22 protein-coding genes are annotated in these 20,012 nt (G+C 40.4%); 1 reads left to right on the forward strand and 21 read right to left on the reverse strand.

Translation table 11 applies throughout. From position 1 onward, the window contains the following. Nucleotides 1–272 precede the first annotated feature (272 nt). The gene (hpf, locus tag GKP30_RS15425) at nucleotides 273–821 is read right to left on the reverse strand and encodes a ribosome hibernation-promoting factor, HPF/YfiA family (protein ID WP_216830353.1); all 549 of its coding nucleotides are present in this window, start codon (nucleotides 819–821) and stop codon (nucleotides 273–275) included. A 369-nt stretch (nucleotides 822–1,190) separates the two neighbouring features. Then, entirely contained in the window at nucleotides 1,191–1,388 is a 198-nt protein-coding gene (locus GKP30_RS15430) for a cold shock domain-containing protein (protein ID WP_216830354.1), read from the reverse strand. A gap of 1,069 nt (nucleotides 1,389–2,457) precedes the next feature. On the opposite strand from GKP30_RS15430, the gene GKP30_RS15435 reads away from it, so the two are divergent. Beyond that, nucleotides 2,458–3,414: a DUF6612 family protein gene (locus GKP30_RS15435; protein ID WP_216830355.1), complete on the forward strand. Its 957-nt coding sequence runs from the start codon at nucleotides 2,458–2,460 to the stop codon at nucleotides 3,412–3,414. 118 nt (nucleotides 3,415–3,532) lie between these two features. On the opposite strand, the gene GKP30_RS15440 is transcribed toward GKP30_RS15435, so the two are convergent. From GKP30_RS15440 to GKP30_RS15530, 19 genes are all read right to left on the reverse strand, one after another. Continuing rightward, complete coding sequence (locus tag GKP30_RS15440) at nucleotides 3,533–4,267, reverse strand: DUF2225 domain-containing protein (protein ID WP_216830356.1); 735 nt, start codon at nucleotides 4,265–4,267, stop codon at nucleotides 3,533–3,535. A 237-nt stretch (nucleotides 4,268–4,504) separates the two neighbouring features. Beyond that, on the reverse strand, nucleotides 4,505–4,732 hold the full coding sequence (locus GKP30_RS15445; protein ID WP_216830357.1) for a hypothetical protein: 228 nt from the start codon (nucleotides 4,730–4,732) through the stop codon (nucleotides 4,505–4,507). A 39-nt stretch (nucleotides 4,733–4,771) separates the two neighbouring features. Next, a complete protein-coding gene (locus GKP30_RS15450) occupies nucleotides 4,772–5,155 on the reverse strand; it encodes a flagellar protein FlaG (RefSeq protein WP_216830358.1) in 384 nt (127 codons plus the stop codon). A 197-nt stretch (nucleotides 5,156–5,352) separates the two neighbouring features. Further along, nucleotides 5,353–5,724, reverse strand: coding sequence for a hypothetical protein (locus GKP30_RS15455; RefSeq protein WP_216830359.1), 372 nt, complete (start codon nucleotides 5,722–5,724; stop codon nucleotides 5,353–5,355). Further along, on the reverse strand, nucleotides 5,724–6,128 hold the full coding sequence (gene fliS / locus GKP30_RS15460; protein WP_216830360.1) for a flagellar export chaperone FliS: 405 nt from the start codon (nucleotides 6,126–6,128) through the stop codon (nucleotides 5,724–5,726). Before fliS ends, GKP30_RS15455 begins: the two co-directional genes overlap by 1 nt. A gap of 31 nt (nucleotides 6,129–6,159) precedes the next feature. Further along, on the reverse strand, nucleotides 6,160–7,959 hold the full coding sequence (gene fliD / locus GKP30_RS15465; protein WP_216830361.1) for a flagellar filament capping protein FliD: 1,800 nt from the start codon (nucleotides 7,957–7,959) through the stop codon (nucleotides 6,160–6,162). A gap of 269 nt (nucleotides 7,960–8,228) precedes the next feature. Further along, nucleotides 8,229–8,414, reverse strand: coding sequence for a hypothetical protein (locus tag GKP30_RS15470; protein ID WP_216830362.1), 186 nt, complete (start codon nucleotides 8,412–8,414; stop codon nucleotides 8,229–8,231). Nucleotides 8,415–8,681: 267 nt separating this feature from the next. Beyond that, a complete protein-coding gene (locus GKP30_RS15475; protein WP_216830363.1) occupies nucleotides 8,682–9,368 on the reverse strand; it encodes a hypothetical protein in 687 nt (228 codons plus the stop codon). Between the two features lie 85 nt (nucleotides 9,369–9,453). After that, the gene (locus GKP30_RS15480; RefSeq protein ID WP_216830364.1) at nucleotides 9,454–10,626 is read right to left on the reverse strand and encodes a flagellin N-terminal helical domain-containing protein; all 1,173 of its coding nucleotides are present in this window, start codon (nucleotides 10,624–10,626) and stop codon (nucleotides 9,454–9,456) included. A 369-nt stretch (nucleotides 10,627–10,995) separates the two neighbouring features. After that, nucleotides 10,996–11,220, reverse strand: coding sequence for a carbon storage regulator CsrA (gene csrA / locus GKP30_RS15485; RefSeq protein WP_216830365.1), 225 nt, complete (start codon nucleotides 11,218–11,220; stop codon nucleotides 10,996–10,998). Next, nucleotides 11,221–11,673, reverse strand: a complete 453-nt coding sequence (fliW, locus tag GKP30_RS15490) for a flagellar assembly protein FliW (RefSeq protein WP_216830366.1) — start codon at nucleotides 11,671–11,673, stop codon at nucleotides 11,221–11,223. It lies immediately after the preceding gene. 155 nt (nucleotides 11,674–11,828) lie between these two features. Further along, entirely contained in the window at nucleotides 11,829–12,407 is a 579-nt protein-coding gene (locus GKP30_RS15495) for a DUF6470 family protein (protein WP_216830367.1), read from the reverse strand. Nucleotides 12,408–12,482: 75 nt separating this feature from the next. Then, nucleotides 12,483–13,622 carry a flagellar hook-associated protein FlgL gene (gene flgL, locus GKP30_RS15500; protein ID WP_328703169.1) on the reverse strand — a complete coding sequence of 380 codons (1,140 nt, stop codon included), beginning with the start codon at nucleotides 13,620–13,622 and terminating at the stop codon, nucleotides 12,483–12,485. 27 nt (nucleotides 13,623–13,649) lie between these two features. Further along, complete coding sequence (flgK, locus tag GKP30_RS15505; RefSeq protein ID WP_216830368.1) at nucleotides 13,650–15,266, reverse strand: flagellar hook-associated protein FlgK; 1,617 nt, start codon at nucleotides 15,264–15,266, stop codon at nucleotides 13,650–13,652. A 36-nt stretch (nucleotides 15,267–15,302) separates the two neighbouring features. Then, on the reverse strand, nucleotides 15,303–15,797 hold the full coding sequence (locus GKP30_RS15510; RefSeq protein ID WP_216830369.1) for a flagellar protein FlgN: 495 nt from the start codon (nucleotides 15,795–15,797) through the stop codon (nucleotides 15,303–15,305). A gap of 23 nt (nucleotides 15,798–15,820) precedes the next feature. Then, nucleotides 15,821–16,084: a flagellar biosynthesis anti-sigma factor FlgM gene (flgM, locus tag GKP30_RS15515; protein ID WP_216830370.1), complete on the reverse strand. Its 264-nt coding sequence runs from the start codon at nucleotides 16,082–16,084 to the stop codon at nucleotides 15,821–15,823. 82 nt (nucleotides 16,085–16,166) lie between these two features. Continuing rightward, nucleotides 16,167–16,601 (reverse strand): TIGR03826 family flagellar region protein, encoded by a 435-nt coding sequence (locus tag GKP30_RS15520; RefSeq protein ID WP_216830371.1) that lies wholly within the window; start codon nucleotides 16,599–16,601, stop codon nucleotides 16,167–16,169. Between the two features lie 285 nt (nucleotides 16,602–16,886). Continuing rightward, nucleotides 16,887–17,603 carry a ComF family protein gene (locus GKP30_RS23905; RefSeq protein WP_216830372.1) on the reverse strand — a complete coding sequence of 239 codons (717 nt, stop codon included), beginning with the start codon at nucleotides 17,601–17,603 and terminating at the stop codon, nucleotides 16,887–16,889. A gap of 3 nt (nucleotides 17,604–17,606) precedes the next feature. Beyond that, nucleotides 17,607–18,737, reverse strand: a complete 1,131-nt coding sequence (locus tag GKP30_RS15530; RefSeq protein ID WP_328703170.1) for a DEAD/DEAH box helicase — start codon at nucleotides 18,735–18,737, stop codon at nucleotides 17,607–17,609. Nucleotides 18,738–20,012: the final 1,275 nt, after the last annotated feature.

Genomic DNA, 20,012 nt, shown 5'->3' on the forward strand with positions numbered 1-20,012 from the left:
CCTCTCTTCCTCTCATTTCAACGAATGGTAAAGGATGGTTGTATCCTATCGACCAACTCTACACACTTAAACTCAATTTTATCAGTTTGCACCTTGACTTACAAGACAACCCGCTTTTTGCACAGTTTAAACTACTTCGATGTGCACAAAACGAAACCCTTTATTTTTTTGCAGAAGAAGAGGTTGGTGTTACAGGTGCCTGGCACCACGTCCACAACGCAAAAAAGAGTACAGCTAGTAAGTAGCTGTACTCTTTCTTCTTTATTTCAGGATCACTCTGGCTCGATTAAGCCGTAACGTCCGTCTTTACGACGGTACACTACATTTGTTTCACCGTTTTCAGCATTGTTGAAAACGAAGAAGCTGTGACCAAGCATGTCCATTTGAAGAACCGCCTCTTCTGCGTCCATCGGTTTAAAAGTGAAACGCTTTGTACGAACGATATCGATGTCTTCGCTATCAATATCTTCTTCAGTTAATGGCTCAATATCATTTTTGAACATATATTTAAGGGTGCCATCTTGGCGGAATTTACGATTTACTTTAGTCTTGTGCTTACGGATTTGACGTTCAAGCTTTTCGACTACAAGATCTATCCCTGCATACATATCAGCATGCTTCTCTTCAGCACGCAATAATAATTGCGGCATTGGGATCGTAACCTCAATAATATTTTCGTTGTTTAATACTTGCAGTTTCACATGCACCTCAGAAAGTGGTGTTGAATCAAAGTACTTCTCAATTTTACTTACCTTTTTTTCTACATAACTTCTTAAAGCTGGAGTTACCTCAAGGTTTTCGCCACGAATGTTAAAGTTCATTAGTGAAACTCCTCCTTTCCTATACATATAATATTCTATATACCCCTTTCTTAATCCTTTATAAACCGATTAAATTTTATGGCAAAATCGTGTCAAAAATTGTTATAAAAAATGTATATATAAAAGGATGTCTCCTCAGCAACGATAGAGCTGCCAGTAAGTGCTCGCGTTTAGTATTTGCACTGTAATGAAATTGCTGATGTTTTATATTATGAAGTCGACCTTTCCGAAAAACAGACGGAATGAGCAACCCCTATCCCACAAGAAATCTACATAAAAAAACCTGTTCCCTATAATAAGGAACAGGTTTGTACATTTCGTTGTATATGATGCATAAAGCTAAGAATTCATTCCAACCTGGGATGTGAATTACAGCTTTGTTACGTTAGCAGCTTGAGGTCCGCGAGCACCTTCAACGATTTCAAATTCAACAGCTTGACCTTCGTCAAGAGTTTTAAAACCATCAGTATTGATAGCTGAGAAGTGTACGAATACGTCGTCACCGTCTTCACGCTCGATAAAACCAAAACCTTTTTCTGCATTAAACCATTTTACTTTTCCTTGCATGCTTTCACATTCCCTTCGTAAATTAAATCGTTGTGAAAATATTCCACAGTTTCACTATATCAGAACTTCTATATAGGCGTCAAACCTGTATCGTTCTAAAGTTTGCGACAAATACTGACGAAAATTTCGCCTATAAATTCTCGCCATAAATCGAGGTATTTTCACTAAATTATGTTATTAAATTGTTAAATATAGTGAACTGTGGATTTTCGATAATTATTATCTCTGAAATCGAAACAATTATACGTAATATAGTAAAAAGTTTTTTCTTGTAGCGGGAGATTTTGGTGGTTAATGAAGGGAAATCCTTTTTTCAGTGTGGCTTTGAAAATGTTGAACGAAGTGTTGAAAACTTTAAATTCTCACAGTAAACCTAATTAAAGATGCACTAATACATAGCACTTCTTAATAAAAGACAATCGTGAAATAGGCAAAGGATATCATCCCCCAGTACAGATCACTAACAACCCAATTGCTTTCTATACTGTTGACCTGAACCTATTTACGACTTTTACACTAGTTCTTTATGCAGGTTTAGACACTGACACTTTCATAACATTCGTTATTAAGAACTATATTTTTCGTAACACCTAGAAAACCTCTGTAATAAAAGTCACAATACTTTTACAATAATTTCAAAATAGTCTGATTGTTAAAACAATACCTTATCTGGTAATATAAAGGTACGTCATATTTTGACGAAAAAAATCCTTTCTATACCTTCAAAGACCGTACGCAGCCACTCTCCTCAAGAAAGAGCTGCGATGCTTTTACCGCCTCTTACAGGGGTTCGGTGCATAAGCATACTAACTTTGTCCCCTCACCTTTATGCCCTGGTCAGGTAAACAGCTCCTACATGCGGTGTACTAGAAAGTAACTGCATCTAGCCTCTACATACCCAAAGGTTCCTTCTATCTACACCGCAAACTTTTTATAAATAAGAAATAAACCATATATCCTCACTAAAAACTTGCGAATATTGTCTATATTCCCCTAATGATTACCCTATAAAAAAAAGTAAAACTATGGTAAAATTTTGATTTGAAACGGCAATTACAAGGGGGTACTTATGAATTATATCAAAGCACTAATGGCTAGCTTAGCACTAATTTTAGTTTTAGCAGCATGTGGTGGTAATGAACCATCATCAACAGAAAGTCCAACAACAGACAATCAAGCAACAGAGGATGATCAAGGAACTACCGATTTATCAGTCGATGAAGTCATACAAAAATCAATTGAAGCGATGAATAAACTTGAAAGCTACACGATGGAAATGAATAACGATCAAGAACTCCAAGTTCCAGGTGAAGATCCATTTTCAATGACAATGACAATGGTTGCAGACATTACAATGGAGCCATTGCGTCTATATCAAAAAATGACAATGCAAGGACTTGAAGAAAATGTTGAGGTCCTTGAAACTGAAAGTTATTTTACAGAAGAAGGAATGTTTGTCCAAGACACGATGGTAGGCGGTTGGGTAAAATTCCCTGAAGAATTTTCTCAGGAGATCCTCCAAGCTTCTCAACAGCAAATGAATGCCGAGGAGCAACTGAAATTGTTCAAACAGTTTGCTGAAGAAACAGAGCTTACAGAAGATGAGACTCATTACATCTTATCGGTCAAAGGAACAGACGACAATTTTAAAACAATGGCACAAGAAGCAATGGGCTTTATTGAAGAAGCTGGTGTCATGATGGATGAGCTTTTAGGAATGATGAACGTCGAAACATTCAACTACATCATTTACATTGATAAAGGTACATTCTACCAAACAAAAATGGACATGGAAATGCATATGTCTATGACAATTGAAGATGAGACAATGACTTCCATTCAACGCATGACAGGTGTTATGACGAACTTCAACGGTGTGGGTGAAATCACAATTCCGCAAGAGGTGATTGACACAGCTGACGAATTTAACTTCGACTACCTCGAAGGCCTTGAGGACATGGAAGACTTCGACTTCGAAGACTTCGATTTTGAAGATCTCGAGGAAGAGTTAGAGGAAGAAGAATAGGCAGAGAACTAGGACAGGAAGCACTTCAACGGCGAAGTGCTTCTTTTTGTTTACATTTTATGTAATATTCTCACTTTGAATTAGCCTTATCTTCCTTTTTATTCTGGTCTGACTGCTTTTAGAGGTTCAAACTCTTTAATTCCTTTTGTCTAGATCGGTTTTCTTGAGCCATATCATACCAGCGATCACGCGCCATCTCAATAAATGGCTTGTCCTTTGACGGCTCTTTAATGTAAATAATCTTTGAAAAATATTGCGAGGCTTTAGCGTAATTTTGAAAGGACCGATGTAATTCGCCGATTAAATACACTAATCGAACGACGGACATGCCAGAATTTTTATAATCGGCTTCGTAGTATGCCTTCTCAAAGTTTTGAAGAGCTATTCCCTTAAATCGTTGCTCCTCCAGTTCATTTCCACCCGTACGATGCAACCAAGACAGGCGCACTGCTAACCCTGCTAAAACGATTGCCCGCTCTTTTTTTAAACTACCGCTATATATGGCAAGCTTGTAAGCATCAATCGCTATTTTCAACGTCCGCTCGTCACCAAAGTATGTATGCCCCTTCCACTTGCTGGTGATCGCTTGTAAAATACGATCTTTGGAGCCTGGCGGGAAGTAACAACTGGCTTCGTCAGAAAAACCATAGCCACACGAAGGACAGACATTGACATAATACAAAAGCGGATTAAGGCCTCCATCTTTTTCTTCATAGAGATATTGTGTATAAAAATCCGACTCTATCTGCCGCGCTGTTCCAAAACGCGAACGCAACTTTTTCGTCGTAAAAGAATAATCACATAATGAACACGTACAACTTTTATCATACAAAGGGACTACTTCAATACCCAAATGAGCTCCCCTCCCAAAACTATAGTCACGATACTTTATACCTATATAATACTACGACTAAAGAAGAAGGAAAATGATTTTTTGGAAGTTTTTGTTTAAAGTTAGTAAAGATTTGGCATAGACGTTGTATTCACGGGGCGGATTAAAGCCTACGCATGCAAAAAAGACCCTAGTACAACTAGAGTCCTCGTTGAGTAAAAACACTTTAGTGCATTAAAGGTGCCTGGCACCATTTATTTATGCCTTTATATGGATCATACCGTCTTTAATAAACTGCATGACCTGTTCTACCTTAATGTTTGTGTTATTAGCAATATCCATTGCAGTTGCTGTCGGGTGCTGCATGAGATAAAGCCTTATCTCGTAAAATATCTCTCTGTAACGGGAATTACATTCATCACAATGGGAAATCAGCTTGTTTTCTTTCACCTTCCCGCATTCCACACAAAAGCCGTAGTTGTTCATAGGGATCTCCTTCAAAATGGTGCCACTTCATAACATCATTTAGATCTTTTCATCAATAATGAGCCCGACTTGTTCAAGCATCGTTGCGACCATGTCTAATAATTCTTTCGGTGGGACTTCTCGAATGACTTCGTCTGTTTCTTTATTAATGAGTTGGATTGACACACGATCTAATTTATCATGCATTTCAAACTTTAGAGATGTTGAGTTTAATTCTAAAAACTTATTAATGCTGTCAACATGCTGTTCTATTTCATCTTTAGTCATATCGTGACTTTTTATGTCTTCAACGACTTGTTTAACGTTTTCAGCGACTGCTTTTCGTTGTGCATGCGGGTTTGTATCTACAGATTTTTCGCTTGAGATTGAGCCGCTTTTATTGGTTTGGTTATGCAAGTTTATATTGTTTTGGGAAATTTCCATGAGGTTTCCTCCTGCCGAATTGTACCCTTTTTTCTTTTTATCGGTTCATTTAATATTGATCTTAATACACATGACACCGTTTCAAAACAAATAAGACATTAGACCCAAATAAATAGAGAATTCTGGTTGTAGTAAAAAAGAGTAACCTTTTGGCTACTCTGTTCGATACATAAAGTAAATTTTGAAACAAGTTCAACTTACAATCCTCGTTTATCAAAAAACACACCTTCAACGGTGGTCCCCCCATAAGGATTATCGTACTTTTTTCCTTGCGTTTTCTTCAGCTTTACCTTCTTAAGTTCATTTCCTAGCAAAACCTTATTAGCCTGCAGTCGCTTCGATATAACGGTATTCATTTCAACAATTTCTTCTGCAAGCTGCTGATTGTTCTCCGTCACTACAGGTTTTTCTTGCTGGAACTGCTCGATTAATCGTTGCCGCTGTGCGAGCAGCTCTTCAACAGAAGTAATATAGGCTTCGCTTTCTTCTTCACTCTCTTTGTCAAATGGCATAACAACATAGTCATGAAGCTTCTTCGTTACACTATACAATTCGTGAAAAAGCTGCACTACGCTTTTCCTCCAACCGTTGCCCCGTAACGCTTTTGACGATCGATTTGCAGCACTTGCTTCCATGTGTCGCGGAACTGGATAACAAAATCTTCTGCTTGATTTAGAGCATCAAGATCATTTTTAATGTTCGCTTCAATTAAACGATTAATGATAAAATCGTACATCCTTAACATATTTTTTCCGACTTCGTTTTCCGTTTTCAACGTTACCATTAGCTCACGAACAATTGCTTCAGCTCGGGCAATATTCTCATTTCGCTGTTCGACATTATTTTCTTCCATCGCTTTTTTGGCGCGGTTGATGAATTTAAGACAACCGTTGTATAGCATTAATGTTAACTCCCCTGGTGAAGCAGTGTTTGCAGTGTTTTGTTTATATGCATTTTGATAATTAATAGCCATAGTAAGGAATCCACCCTTCTTCTTGTAAAAATTATTGTGGCATTAGTTGCATGTACAGCATTTCAGCCTGCGAGTTGGCTTGCTGCATAGCCTTCTCCATTGCCGTAAACTGGCGCCATAAACGATCCTCATATTGTTGTAGTCGTCTTTCATAGTCTGTTACGCGGCGGTCAATCGCATCAATCTCACGCCCTAATGTAAACTGTTGGTTTTGCCTAAACTCATTACCCGCTCGATTTTCAATCGACCTACGAACAGTATTATCTAATACATTGATGAGACGCCGCGATAACCCCTGCTCTTCTCGCGGTCCTGTCGATGATCCCGCCATAAACAATTGATACAGTCCTTCTGGATTCTCTTTAATCGCTTTACGAAGCAGTTCTTCTCCCGTTAAACGATCAGGACCCGTTCGGTTTTGATTAAGCTCGAGTTTTCCTCCGTCCATAAAGTTCCGCGTCGTCACAATACCAATCTTAGATAGCTGATCAAGACCACCTTGAGCAATCCCATTGACCGTCTCTGAAAGGGCCATTCGCATTTGCGTCAAAGCACTCGACAGCACGGTATCATTTCGAAGCATACCGCTCCTCGCTTTTTCTTCCCAAAGTTCAATTTCCCGTTCTGACATTGCTCGACGCTGTTCCTCTGTTAATGGACGAAAATCACGATGCCGCTCTTCTTTTAACTTTTCATTAATAAAGTCGATCATCTCATTATATTTAGTAATAAATTCTGTGACATGGTTAAAAATCTTCTCAACATCGGTTTCGACATTGATTGTTACTGGTGGGTCACTTTCTAAAATTGTATCCCTCAACGTAAACGTTGTGTTATTGATCGTAAAAGTGTTCGACGTTCGTTCCGTTTCAAGGCCATTTATTACAAACTTGGCATTGGTGCCGCCTTGCTCAGTTGCTCCATCTAATTTTAAAAGTGAAGCAAGTGAACCACCGATTTCGATTTCATTGCCACCCTCATTAAATTTTCCTGTTACTGTGCGGGTTAATGAAATTCTTCCTGAATGTTCGTCATAAAAGGCGTTAATGCCCATCTTGGCACTGTTAATATCGGAAATTAATTGATTAAGTGTCTTCTTATCATCGACCTCAAACTTCTTTGTGACTGGATTACCATTTTGATCATATACTGTTAGTTCAAGTGCTTGCGCTTCGTAGCGATAGCCTACTTGAATATCGACCGTTTCATCTGCGGCAAAGCCCTCTACTATAATTTCACCATGTTCACTTATTGTAATTTGTCTAAGATTTTCTCCTTCTCCATGTTTAAATGTCCATTGTCCATCACTACCAGAATTTGCAACAAAGGTAAATTGGTCATTTCCTACAATTACACTTGAAACATTGTGAATTGTAGTGTGTGAAAGTTGAAGGTTCTCTTCATTTCCCGTGTATTGAAGGTTTGCTTGAGTAGCAAACTCTGAATTTAATGATTTCCTCGGATCAACCCTGTTTCCAGTTGTTGAAGTGATTTGAGCCGTACTAGACTTAGAAGCAGCCGTCGCAAGCTGGGTAACCCGTGAGATAGTAAAGCTTGTATCCCCAGCATCCGAACGAGCAGTCGCGGTTACTTTATTACTGTTACTACTGTTTACTAGTTTTGCATTTAAATTGGCTGATCTTGAAAATGTATCATTTACATATTTCCTGAAATCTTGTAGTTTTATATTTACTTCTCGATACGCATCTCGTTGCCATTCTTTAATTTGCTTATCTTGAATTAATTTATCAACAGGCATTCGTCGAACACGCATCATGTCATCGACGATTTGATTAATATCCATCCCTGAAGCGAGACCTGATATTCTCATTAACTTTCTCTCCCCTCTAGCCGATCGGTAATATATGTCTTATATCGGCACGATTCGATAAAAGTTAAGTAGCATCCTAATAATTTCAATTTATTATCTCTAATAACTTCAAGAGTGACGATTATGTTGAAGTCTATAGAACCATCCCTATGCTTCCTTGAATGTACTATTAATGAATTTAAGCTTCCTACACGGCAAGCATTAATCTCTGTTGGTTATTTTTTGTTTCTAAACAAACGACAATGACTACGCCCTTTTTGCATTAATCATTAGGGCTTTAGTAGATTATAAGCATCAACTGGTGATGTAATCTTCCTTTCTTTGTACAACATGCTAGACTTCCTAACCATCTTTAGACTAACAATATTCACTCGCTTGGCTGGCTTGGTATTCCATTCTTTAACCTCTTCAATCAATCGTAGCTGTAACTGCTTTGTGTTCTCGTACATTCTCATTTCACATTCCTCCTAAAATAGAAATAGCCCCTACTCCCATGATGGAAGTAGGGGCTAAGCTCGCTTGTTTCTTGAACATCTAGTGCTCACAGAACAAACGTACGTTCATAATTATAATATAAACTTGAAGCTTGTGTTGGGTGCGGGTTAGGAAGATAGTTTGTATGCAAGTGTATTGTTTGCAAAGTGGGCTTCATGGGGATTCAATCAATTGGAAGGATCTAATGGAACAAGGGGGCTGTCCACTTGTTTCCCCTGTTCCACAAATCAACGTTTAATTATTGTATAATCATCTAAGCTTTTTAATTGTAATTCATCTTCACAATTAAGTAATCTAATAAGGTTAAATGAAATTTCGTTTATATCATCGATACTATTTTTGGAAGTATTTTTAAGCATTTCATATTCATGGCTTAAACCTTCTTCACCAAATTGATTGTATAATGCATCAAAATCATAACATTTTGCAAACGTAGAACGATCAAATAATCCCAATAAACATACCTTTTCATCGAAATAGTAATATAGAGGTATTGAATGCACTTTATTACTTAGAGAATATTTAGACTGTAGTTCTCTAAATCCTCTATTATCAAGTTCTGTTTTTAATAGAAAATGATGTGTTAATCCACTCATTAGTATATGTTTTACACCTTCTGCTAGACCCGTTACATTCTCTTTCTTTAGTACTGGTAGTAAAGCTCCATCTAAAACCAACAAGTAATGCATCAATTCATGTGCCATTATTAGAATCGACTCGTCACCTAAGTTAATATCAAGCTCAATGATGACCTCTTTACTAAGGTATTGTATCTCACCCTTTTTCTTCCCGTAGCTTTCATATACTTTGATATCTCTCTTATGATTAGGGTGTTGAGTGATAGTACTATACAATTCTCTTATTCTATCATCCATTTCAATATATTCTCTTAATAAATCTCTCTTAAAATTCACCATAAACACCTGCATGTCATTTTCATATTATTAAAAAGAGACCCTAGCAATGCTAGAGCCTCCTTTGTAATTGTTAAAATTAAGATTATCCTAATAACTGTAATACAGCTTGTGGAGCTTGGTTAGCTTGTGCAAGCATTGCTTGAGAAGCTTGAGAAAGAATGTTGTTCTTTGTCATTTCCATTACTTCACGAGCCATATCTACGTCACGGATACGCGATTCTGCAGCTTGTAAATTCTCTGAAGATGTACCTAAGTTAGCAATTGTATGTTCTAAACGATTTTGGAATGCACCTAGATTAGAACGTTCAGCTGATACATTTTCAATAGCTTGGTTAATAGCTGAGATAGCTGCTCCTGCTTTGCTAGCAGATGTTAAGTCAATTTCATCAACTTTTAACGCTGATGCGCTCATATCGTTAATTCCTACTGAAATAGTTTGAGAAGAGTTAGCACCTATTTGGAAAGAAAGAGATTTACTATCGCCTTCTTCAACTGCCGCACGAGTTGTAATAGTAGCTTCTTTACCTACTAACTTTGCAGCCTCAGCAGGATCATCTATATCAGAAACAGTGATTGTTACCCCTGCAATTGCAGTATCATTTTCATCGCCCACATCTACACTAATGTCTTCTGTAAGATTTCCTTTTGAATCAGCAACACTTAAAGTGTAACTTGTAACAGCTCCTTCATCATCTGTTTCGAAGCCAGTGATCTTAACAGTAAATGTACCGTCAGTCAAATCACCTTCACCTAAATCAGTAGCTTCAATAGTTAATGCACCTTTACTGTCATTATTTTCAATTTTGAAACTTTCTTCTGAAACTCTTGCACCAGCTAAATCACCATTTAAAAGTTTCTTAGTGTTAAACTCGGTAGTGTCAGCAATACGATCAATCTCTTGAACTAACTGATCAACTTCTTTTTGAAGTTCTGCACGATCAGTATCTGTATTTGTATCATTAGCTGCTTGAACCGCTAATTCACGCATACGTTGAAGGATTGAATGTGTTTCGTTTAATGCACCTTCAGCTGTTTGAATTAAAGAAATACCATCTTGTGCGTTACGAGATGCTTGATCTAAACCACGAATTTGTCCACGCATTTTTTCAGAGATTGCAAGACCAGCCGCATCGTCTCCAGCTTTGTTAATGCGAAGACCTGAAGAAAGCTTTTGCATTGAATTTTGTGCTCCAGCTTGGTTAATACCCATCTGACGGTGGTTGTTCAACGCAGAAATATTGTTGTTAATAATCATGTTAATTTCCTCCTTGAGTTAACTCCGCCCACATCCTTGTGGTTGGATTGATAGTTTTGCAGGCAATAAGATCGATGCACCGGCCGGATACAACTATCTTATTGCTGCTACATTACTTATATCGACTTGGTTCGGCAAAAGTTTAATAGTTTTTTAGAGATTTTTTGTTGTTCATTTTTTTGTAACAAAATGGGTAATTTCAATGTCTAAGTACCTAAAACAAACCCGCAATTATTTTAGGAATTCGACTTTTCATTTCAAATTTTTGAGATTAAATCTTGCTACTTTTCTTTCCAAACTCACGTACTCAACCAAATAAAAAACAGAACCCGCCCTAAAAGAACAAGTTCTGCTTCCCTTCCGCACTATTTATCTCCCTTTCAAAAACGCCTCCAACCCGGCAACCGATACACTTGCCGCAGCTTGGTTATTCTCTTCCTGGATGGCAAGGTAGATTTCTTTCCGATGAATGTCTAAATTCTTTGGTGCTTCAATTCCAATCTTTACTTGGTCACCGTCGACGGCTAGGATGGTGATTTCAATGTCGTCACCGATTGTAATGGACTGGTTCTTCTTTCTCGTGAGTACGAGCATTTACTTTCCCTCCCCTACCTTTGCGGCTGCTGTTTGGATGAGCTTTTGTTTCGTTTCATAGTCACTTTCCACCATGACAAACTGTTTCCCTAAATTTTTAGCTGTATTTATAACGATTGGGCCTTGCAGGTTAACCGTTGAATTAGCAAAAGGCTCTTTGACCGTCACGATCGTATAGATAGCGACGTCTGCTTCTTTTTCTATATGTAATTTTTCGATCGTACTATCTGAAAGCTTGACCGAGTAATCGCTGAAAAAATGAAAAGGATTCACGATGATAAATGCTGTTTGTACTGTTTTGGTCGATTGTAAAATGTAAAAAGGCGCACCTTCAGCGAATGGAACGATTGCGAATTCTGTTTCGTCTTCAAAGGCAGGTAAACCTTTTTCAAATGTAATGACATCCTCTTTAGTAATTGTTACTTCTCCAATAAATTTTGTTTCAATCTTCATCTCTATCACCACAACTTTCAAACTGATATGTTTATGTTACCATTTTATAGAAAGTTCATGCACGAATTCAATTCAGGGCTCGACAGCAGTAACAGTAACAATGATCGACCACATGAAAAAACACCTCAACACAAAGGTGACCTCTCTATTAGGAACTATAATCCCTTATTTACGAACGCCCCCACTGCTTGGAACGAAATGCTGTTTTTCTGTTTGAGGTACACGTCTGTTTGCCATTTAGGGATATCGACGTGAGTTGGACTTTGGTTTACTTGAACGTTGACGTCTCTTCGGTTCACTTTTATGTTCGTTTCACCAGAATCGTAATGGACCTTTACTGAAAATGGCTTTGGCATTGTACCGAGATTAAAGTCGTACGTTTGCAGCTGGCTGTTCGTTTTCGCAATTTGTTGAATTGCCCCCTGGCCATTTTCAATCTTCATGAGTTGGTCACCTTGCTGGGCAATTCTCGCTATGTACTGATTCGCCTTTTGCTCACCGCGTTGAACGATGTCACCTAAATAACGGGAGATACCTTTTAAATTGGCATCAGCAAAGGCCTGCGATTGATCGATGTGTAACTTAGCCGCTCTTTTACTTATTTGCAGGATGTCGTTGTGCTGCTGATCAATTCTTAAGTCGGCATGGCCTTGTTGAATGCGCATCGGAGGCTTTTGTGTCTTCATTCCAATTTCAGCACGTGCCGAAGAGATTTGTAATTGGGCGAGTTTCATGAAAATTCCCCCTTATAATAAATGGTGCCAGGCACCTATAAAGGTGCCTGGCACCATTCTTTTACGGACAGCGCCCTATCTCAAAAAGTCCAGCAGCGTCGGCTGCATGATGCGGGCGCCGGCGGATAGGGCTGCGCGGTGGACGCTTTCTTGGGTCATGAGGTCGACAATGGTTCGTTCGATGTCGACATCTTCGTTATTGGACATGATGCGTCTTGCGATGACCTCTTGCTCCATGAGTCGGCTGTCGACCATTTCTACGCGGTTAATACGGGCACCGAGTTCGGCACGTTCGGCGACAAATTGATCGATGTGTTTATCAAAGTTACTAATTAGTTTCGTTAGGTCTTCACCTTTTGTTGATGGGTCTTTTAAGGCATTTTCTAAACGAATGATGTCACCGAACAGGGCATTCGAGAAGATGTTTTGTGGTGTTACGTTGACAGGCAGCGTTACACCTTTTAATATTTCAATTTCAACTGCTTGGCGATTCGTTGAAACTGCACCTACTTGTGACACGGTCACATTCCAATCCTTTAATGAATTAGACACCATCGCTGGTGGGGTTGTATTGCTTTTTGGATCAGGTGATGTATGGGTTACAGTGTTCGTTGCCACATCAATCGTAATCGTTTCAAGTCCGTTCACAAAGGTATGGGTATCTCCAGCTGCATGATCAAACTGAAAGACTTTACCGTTAAAAGACACTTCAAGTTGCCCATTTTCATAGTTTGGAAGGTCACCCACACTGATGTTCATTTTACTTGTATCCACAGGGGCATTCATTGTATTGGCACCGTTAAAGATATATTTATTGTTTGCTTTTGTATTCGCCATCGACTCAATATGAGCTCGCAGCTGTTCAATTTCTTTGGCGATGTTTGCTCGTTGGGTCGGTTCAAACGTATCATTAGAAGCTTGAACGGTTAGCTCTCGAATACGGTGCAAAGCTTGTGTTGTAATATCTAACGCCGAGTCGGCGCTATCCATCCAATTGTATACTTCTGCTAGATTTCGTTTGAATTGATCGACCTCTGTTACTTGCGTTCGGTAGCGCATTCCGTTCATCGCGACAACTGGGTCTTGATGCGCTCGAGTGATCTTCTTTTGACTTGCGAGCTGGTCCTGAAGCTTCCCTAACCGCTCATAGCCTTGATTAATATGACGTAATGTATTCATTGAAAGCATCGTTTGAGTAACTCGCATTTTATTCATCTACCTCACTTATCATCTGTCAACCGCTTATAGACCAGCTCGTCCCATACGGTTAATAATTCGGTCGAGCATATCATCGATCATCGTTACGTTACGAGCTGCCGCATTATAGGCATGCTGGTATTTAATGATATTTGTCATTTCTTCATCTAGTGATACATTGCTTGCAGACATTCTTCGTTCTTCTACAGCCGTACGCAAAGTGTCGGCATTACGACGCATGCGATCTGCTTCGCTCGTATGAACCGCCATATCACCAATAATTCCTTGGTAAAAGCTTTGTACATTCGTCGATGAACCGCCGTAGTTCAATGTACGGTCCTTCACATTGGCTAGAGCTAATGCGTTGGAACCGTCCCCAGAGTAACCACTTGTAGAAGCAGCAATTTTATCTAAAGAGCTTCTAATCTCATCCGAAACTTTTAGCATAGAAGCCGCACCCTTTGGATTATCGCTTGTTGGCCAGTTGGCAGGGTTTCCTTTAAAGGTAAAAAAGTCAACTCCAGGTCCTTTGACACCATTCTTCACATCGTCTAGGTTCCAACCCGCTTGATGAATGGCATTGAATTCTTGGGCGAATGTAAACACCATAATATCTAGCTGTTCGAGCATGTCTGGAAAAAGTCCACGTTCTTTAGCGCCCTCGCCTATAAAACCGTAAGATTCCATGTTGGCTACAAGCTTACCATGCGCTGCAAATTCATCAACACGGAATGACATAAGGCCGCCGACTGCGTCTAAGTTACCTGATGAATTGAGCGAGTTTTTCGGACCGAAATAGATTTTTTCAATTAATCCTTTTTCGCCATTCGGCTTGTCCTCATATTTTACTTTCACTTCATTCGTTTGAAAGTTTCTAGCATCTACTAATGTGACACCGATGTCACGGCCATTTTCGTCTGCTAGCTTAATATTGTACAGTCCTTCAGCAACACTCGATGGGTTTCCGCCGCTTTGAACCATCTCTACTTTTATGTTCGCAAGCTTTGAAAGCTCATCTACTAATTGATCCCGACGATCGTACAGATCATTCGGCACAAAGCCATGTGGTTCAACTTTTGAGATTTGTAGATTAATATTATTAATCTGGCGGATTAAAGTGTTCATTTGATGAACATTACCTTCAACCTCTTTTTGCAAGTCTCGTTGCACGGTGCTTAATGAGTCCGCTATATAATTAAACGTCTCTGCTAACGCATATCCTTGTTGACGAACAACCGAACGAGATCCAGAGTCTTCAGGGTGCACCGATAAATCTTGCAGAGAATTCCAGAACCTGTCCATCGTTTTTGCGATCCCGTCTTCAGACGGCTCGTTTAAAATATCCTCCATTTTATGAAGCGCATTAAATCTCGCATCCCAGAATCCATGCTTGGCATTTTCATTACGAAATTGTAGGTCAAGAAAATGTTCACGATATCTTTGAATGGAGTCCACTTTAACCCCAGTTCCAATCTGCCCTGGAATACCTGGTTGATTAAACGATGTATTTGGAAAAGACTCCCCTGGCGTTAGATTGACCCGTTGCCTTGAATAGCCTGGTGTATTCGCATTTGCAATATTATGTCCCGTTGTATGGAGAGCACTTTGGTGAGCCATTAAGCTACGACGTGCTGTTTCTAGTCCGTGAAATGATGAAATCATTCAGTTGTTCCCCCGTTTCTTCTCTCTAAAAAATGACTAGGCTTTCGAGTCAAATATAGAACGACTTGATCCTGTCTCATATTGATTTTTTGTCGGTCGCTGGTATGTGACTTCTTCTGGCTCGGGCGTCAATAAATCAAGGGAAAGGTTCACAAACCGTAACGAATCCTCAATCAGCTGTTGGTTGAGTTGATTGTTCTTTTTTAAGATATCGATTTCAGATAAAAGCGCTCGATAAAGCTTTAAAAGGAGGGTTTGCTCCTCTTGGGGTGCACGCTCAATCAACTGCTTCATCGTTACGTCCTCTGTTACCAGTCCCTTTTCGTTTATAAATTGTTCCACTGCTAACACTCGTTTTTCTTCTAACTTTCCCAAGTGATGGATAAAAGGACTTTCTTTTTTGATGAGCATATCAAGGGCAGCCATTTCTCCTTTTTTGACAACCTCTGTCTTTTCGACCGCAATCTGATTTAATTCTTTATGCACTTTAATTAGATCGGCTAAAACCGCAATGACTGCTTTTGCTGACATGCTCATCCTCCTCGTATGTTCCGTTATGACTTCATCCAATAGTCGTAAAGCTTATTCGCCACTGCTTGCGCATCCACTTTGTAGTTGCCGGACTTAATTTGCTCTTTTAATTGACTTACTTTTTCTTGACGAGCGGCATCAATTTTCGTACTCTGCTGAAGTTCTAAGGCTGCTTTTGAAATTTGTATGTCGTCTCGTTTCATTTTTACATCACTACTCGCCATTTGTTTTTCTACTTGCTTGCGATACGTGTTGTTTTGAATGGATTGATAAGGGTTAATTTTCATTGATGTCACTCCTTTCGTTTCATTTTTCCGATGACACTTCCATTATGTTTGATATCGGCATAAATGCAAACCATCTTAAACACTATTTTCGTTTTACCTCATCATCAAATAAATGATAGGTCGTTTGCGTGGTAGCCTTTTCTCTTAAGCGATTACGTTCGGCTACTCCTTCTTGAGCTTTGTAATTCTCTATATCTTTATTCATACTCGTTCTACAGCTCGGGCAAATTTTCCCCTCACGGATCATGGCGCCACACATGTCACATGGGTATGCTAAGTTCGGATAATGCGCTAGCTGCAATCGCCCTTCACGAATAAATTGAAAAATGTACTCTTCTTTGACCCCAGTCGCTGCAACTACTTCCTGCAAAGTCGCTTTACGGTTGTCTCTTTTGCGAATAAACGTATAGACAGTTTGAAACATCGCATCGATTTCACGGTGACACTTATCACAAATCGTTCGTAAGGCTTTAACAAAAAGACCTCCGCAACGCGGACAATTTTCCAAACTTGGCATTTATTATCCCCTCTTCCTCTAATGCCTATTAACCAAAAACCTCGTTCATTTATAAACTTATCCCCTAGCATTCATCTTTCGGCCGTTCAATTGCCGACTGAAGCTGACGCGATTAATGAATACCTTGCTTTTTTTATTTGTATATTGTTTATATCGGCTTGTTTCATGTGATTTTAAAGGGTTTTAGAGATTCTTTTCATAATGAGTATTTGGAGGGATGAAGGATATTGAGGTTTAGCAAAAAAGAACTACTGTTGTTCATCTCTTGGGAGCATCAAGTCCTATTCATCCCCTTGCAATCGTGATCGATGAGACAGACTTTGCCCCACTGTCGAGGAGAGCCTTGGCTGCATAACGTACCGTAGCGCCTGTCGTATAAATGTCATCGACGATTGTAATATCGACTCCTGCAACTTTCTCTTTAAAGCGCTTGGCTACTATAAACGGATTTTCTTTGCGATGGAGACGCTCCTCACGGGTTTTCTTACTTTGTTTTTCTTCATGAAGCTGGCGTTCCAATGCGCCTACAGGTTCTCCGATCATCGCCGCTAGAACCTCTGCCTGGTTAAAGCCGCGCTCATAATGCCTTTCCTTGCTTAATGGAATAGGAACGAGAAAAGTTCCACGCAACTCACGGCGATAGATGGCTAATAACGACTCGCAGAACACTTCTCCAAGCGCATAGTCGCCGCGGTATTTAAACTGGGCCATTATCTCTTTTAAATAAGAATTGTATTGGTAGAGTGAGCGGTTTTTCGTTAATACACCGCGCCACTGCGCGTCCTGCTCCCAGCGCATGCAGTCACTGCACATGCTGCCATCATGGAAGTTTTCATCAAGTTCTTTTAAGGAGCGCCCGCACTGTTCACAAAGTGGCGCAGCAAGTTCCTCCAGTTTTGCCTGGCATCGTTCACAAAGCATCACTTCTTTTTCTAGACCAAAAAAGGCGGCCCAGCTGACCTTGTCTTGCCTTACAGCATCACAATAAAGACATCTTTTCACCTGCTAAAAACCACCTTCCTCATTCATTTGCACGATATGGCGTTTGGCTGCTACCATCACTGTCGTTTTTCCGTAATGAAAAAACACTATATCACCATTTGGGTAATCTTTATGGCGTCCGACGCGCCCCGAAATTTGCACGAGCGCACTTTCTGTAAAAATTGCTTCCTCCGCACCGAGGACGGCGACATCAATGTTCGGAACAGTTACCCCTCGTTCTAAAATTGTCGTTGTAATGAGTATTTGCGTTTCCCCGCTTCGAAACTTGGCGACTTTTTCATGCCGGTGGTCGTCTTCGGCATGGACACTTTCACATGAAAGATTTAATTTGCTTACAATCGGCACGAGCTGTTCTGCGACTTCAATCGTTGGGACAAATAAAAAGGCTTGTTTTTTCTGCTCGGCTCGTTCTGTTAACCAATCGGCTACATTTTGTGGGAGGCGGTGTTTGGTGATGGTTTTCTTCCAGTTACCGCACCACTGGAATTTAGGGACAGGTAATGGGTAGCCGTGATAGCGTTTTGGGACTTTGATATGTGGGTATGTTTTTAGCTCTAGTGAGGGGGTTGCGGTTAAAAATACAGTGACTCCGTCTTTTGTTTGCGCTTTGTGAACAGCAAATTGAAGGCTTTTATCAAAAGAATAAGGAAAGGCATCGACTTCATCGACAAGGATGACGTCAAAGTAATTCTGATAGCGAAGCAGTTGATGAGTCGTTGAAATAAAGAGCTGGCCGTTCTTGCCACGGTCCTCACTTCCTCCGTAAAGGGAGACGATCGAAGTGTTGGGGAATGCCGCTTTTAATCGTGGGGTTAATTCGACGACTACATCTGTGCGTGGTGCCGCAATTAAGACGCGGTTTTGCTGGGAGAGGGCTTCGGAAATGCTTTCGAACAGCATCTCTGTTTTTCCAGAGCCACATACTGCCCAAATGAGGAATGAGGTCTTTTCTTGAATTGACTCCTGTAATTTTTGTGAAGCTGCTGCTTGTTCAGGGGATAAATCGCCGTTCCAAGCTAGCTGATGTTCGGTTGCTTGATTTTCAGGTACAGGCCCTGTCCAGCGAAGTAGCGGTGTACATTGGGAGACTCGCCCTAACATGATGCATTTTCGACAATAGCAGCATCGTTGCAAGCAACGGGAGCACATGAAGGAAGCGAAGCGATCGGAAGCATAGTTTCCACAGCGCCTGCAGTACGGACGACCTGAGCTAAAGTCAATTCCATGACCATACTCAATGTAGCCATTTTGATAATGCTCGTCAATCTCTTGGATTGGAAAAGGAAGTTCGTCGAGGAGAAGCTCACGGCCAGATAAAAACGCTTGGATGGAGAATGAAAAAGAAAACTGCCGATTGAGGGGGACAGAGGGCAAGGACGGCAGATTACCGATTGAGGTCGGAGGGTGAATGATAGAGGATCGAGCGGTATTTTTTATTAACGGTTCAGGGACAAGACGCTCGCCTCCATCAACCGCTACTACAAAAGCAAAACGCAAAGAGCTCACCACCTTAATGAAATTGAGACACTTATTTACTTACCACGTGATGTGCTGATTTCCTTTATTAAGTTTGTTGTTTTTTTATAAATTTCTTTCCTTTGGTTACCGAGTCCTTTGTTTTTCACTCTGCACAGGAACCATTCGACCTCTTTAGTTACCTCTTCCTTCGTTTTTCGCTCTGATCGGGAACCATACACGCTCTTTAGTTCCCTCTTCCTTCGGTTTTCACTCTGCTCGGGAACCATTCACGCTCTTTAGTTACCTCTTCCCTCGTTTTTCACTCTGCTCGGGAACCATTCACGCTCTTTAGTTCCCTCCTCCTTCATCTCTCGCCCCACTCGGGAACCATTCACGCTCTTTAGTTCCCTACTCCTTCATTTCACCCTCCACTCGGGAACCATACACGCTCTTTAGTTCCCTCCTCCTTCATCTCTCCCTCCAATCGGGAACCATTCAGCTCCTTTAGTTCCCTCTTCCTTCGTTTCACACTCTGCTCGGGAACCATTCACGCTCTTTAGTTACCTCTTCCTTCGGTTTTCACTCTGCTCAGGAACCATTCACGCTCTTTAGTTCCCTCTTCCTTCGGTTTTCACTCTGCTCGGGAACCATTCACGCTCTTTAGTTCCCTCTTCCCTCGTTTTTCACTCTGCTCGGGAACCATTCACACTCTTTAGTCCCCTCTTCCTTCGTTCCACGCTCTGCTCGGGAACCATTCAGCTCCTTTAGTTCCCTCCTCCTTCATCTCTCCCTCCACTCGGGATCCATTCACTCTCTTTAGTTACCTCTTCCTTCCTTTTTCACTCTACTCGGGAACCATTCACACTCTTTAGTTCCCTCTTCCTTCATCCCACCCTCCACTCGGGAACCATTCACGCTCTTTAGTTCCCTCTTCCTTCATCTCTCCCTCCA

The sequence above is a fragment of the Alkalihalobacterium elongatum genome (genome assembly GCF_019024285.1).
GTDB classification, from domain to species: Bacteria; Bacillota; Bacilli; order Bacillales; family Bacillaceae_F; genus Alkalihalobacterium; species Alkalihalobacterium elongatum.

Coding starts and splice junctions, on each gene's coding strand:
- hpf (WP_216830353.1), bottom strand. CDS start 821: ATGAACTTTAACATTCGTGGCGAAAACCTTGAGGTAACTCCAGCTTTA.
- GKP30_RS15430 (WP_216830354.1), bottom strand. CDS start 1,388: ATGCAAGGAAAAGTAAAATGGTTTAATGCAGAAAAAGGTTTTGGTTTT.
- GKP30_RS15435 (WP_216830355.1), top strand. CDS start 2,458: ATGAATTATATCAAAGCACTAATGGCTAGCTTAGCACTAATTTTAGTT.
- GKP30_RS15445 (WP_216830357.1), bottom strand. CDS start 4,732: ATGAACAACTACGGCTTTTGTGTGGAATGCGGGAAGGTGAAAGAAAAC.
- GKP30_RS15450 (WP_216830358.1), bottom strand. CDS start 5,155: ATGGAAATTTCCCAAAACAATATAAACTTGCATAACCAAACCAATAAA.
- fliS (WP_216830360.1), bottom strand. CDS start 6,128: ATGGCTATTAATTATCAAAATGCATATAAACAAAACACTGCAAACACT.
- fliD (WP_216830361.1), bottom strand. CDS start 7,959: ATGAGAATATCAGGTCTCGCTTCAGGGATGGATATTAATCAAATCGTC.
- GKP30_RS15470 (WP_216830362.1), bottom strand. CDS start 8,414: ATGAGAATGTACGAGAACACAAAGCAGTTACAGCTACGATTGATTGAA.
- GKP30_RS15480 (WP_216830364.1), bottom strand. CDS start 10,626: ATGATTATTAACAACAATATTTCTGCGTTGAACAACCACCGTCAGATG.
- csrA (WP_216830365.1), bottom strand. CDS start 11,220: ATGCTCGTACTCACGAGAAAGAAGAACCAGTCCATTACAATCGGTGAC.
- fliW (WP_216830366.1), bottom strand. CDS start 11,673: ATGAAGATTGAAACAAAATTTATTGGAGAAGTAACAATTACTAAAGAG.
- GKP30_RS15495 (WP_216830367.1), bottom strand. CDS start 12,407: ATGAAACTCGCCCAATTACAAATCTCTTCGGCACGTGCTGAAATTGGA.
- flgL (WP_328703169.1), bottom strand. CDS start 13,622: ATGAATAAAATGCGAGTTACTCAAACGATGCTTTCAATGAATACATTA.
- flgK (WP_216830368.1), bottom strand. CDS start 15,266: ATGATTTCATCATTTCACGGACTAGAAACAGCACGTCGTAGCTTAATG.
- GKP30_RS15510 (WP_216830369.1), bottom strand. CDS start 15,797: ATGTCAGCAAAAGCAGTCATTGCGGTTTTAGCCGATCTAATTAAAGTG.
- flgM (WP_216830370.1), bottom strand. CDS start 16,084: ATGAAAATTAACCCTTATCAATCCATTCAAAACAACACGTATCGCAAG.
- GKP30_RS15520 (WP_216830371.1), bottom strand. CDS start 16,601: ATGCCAAGTTTGGAAAATTGTCCGCGTTGCGGAGGTCTTTTTGTTAAA.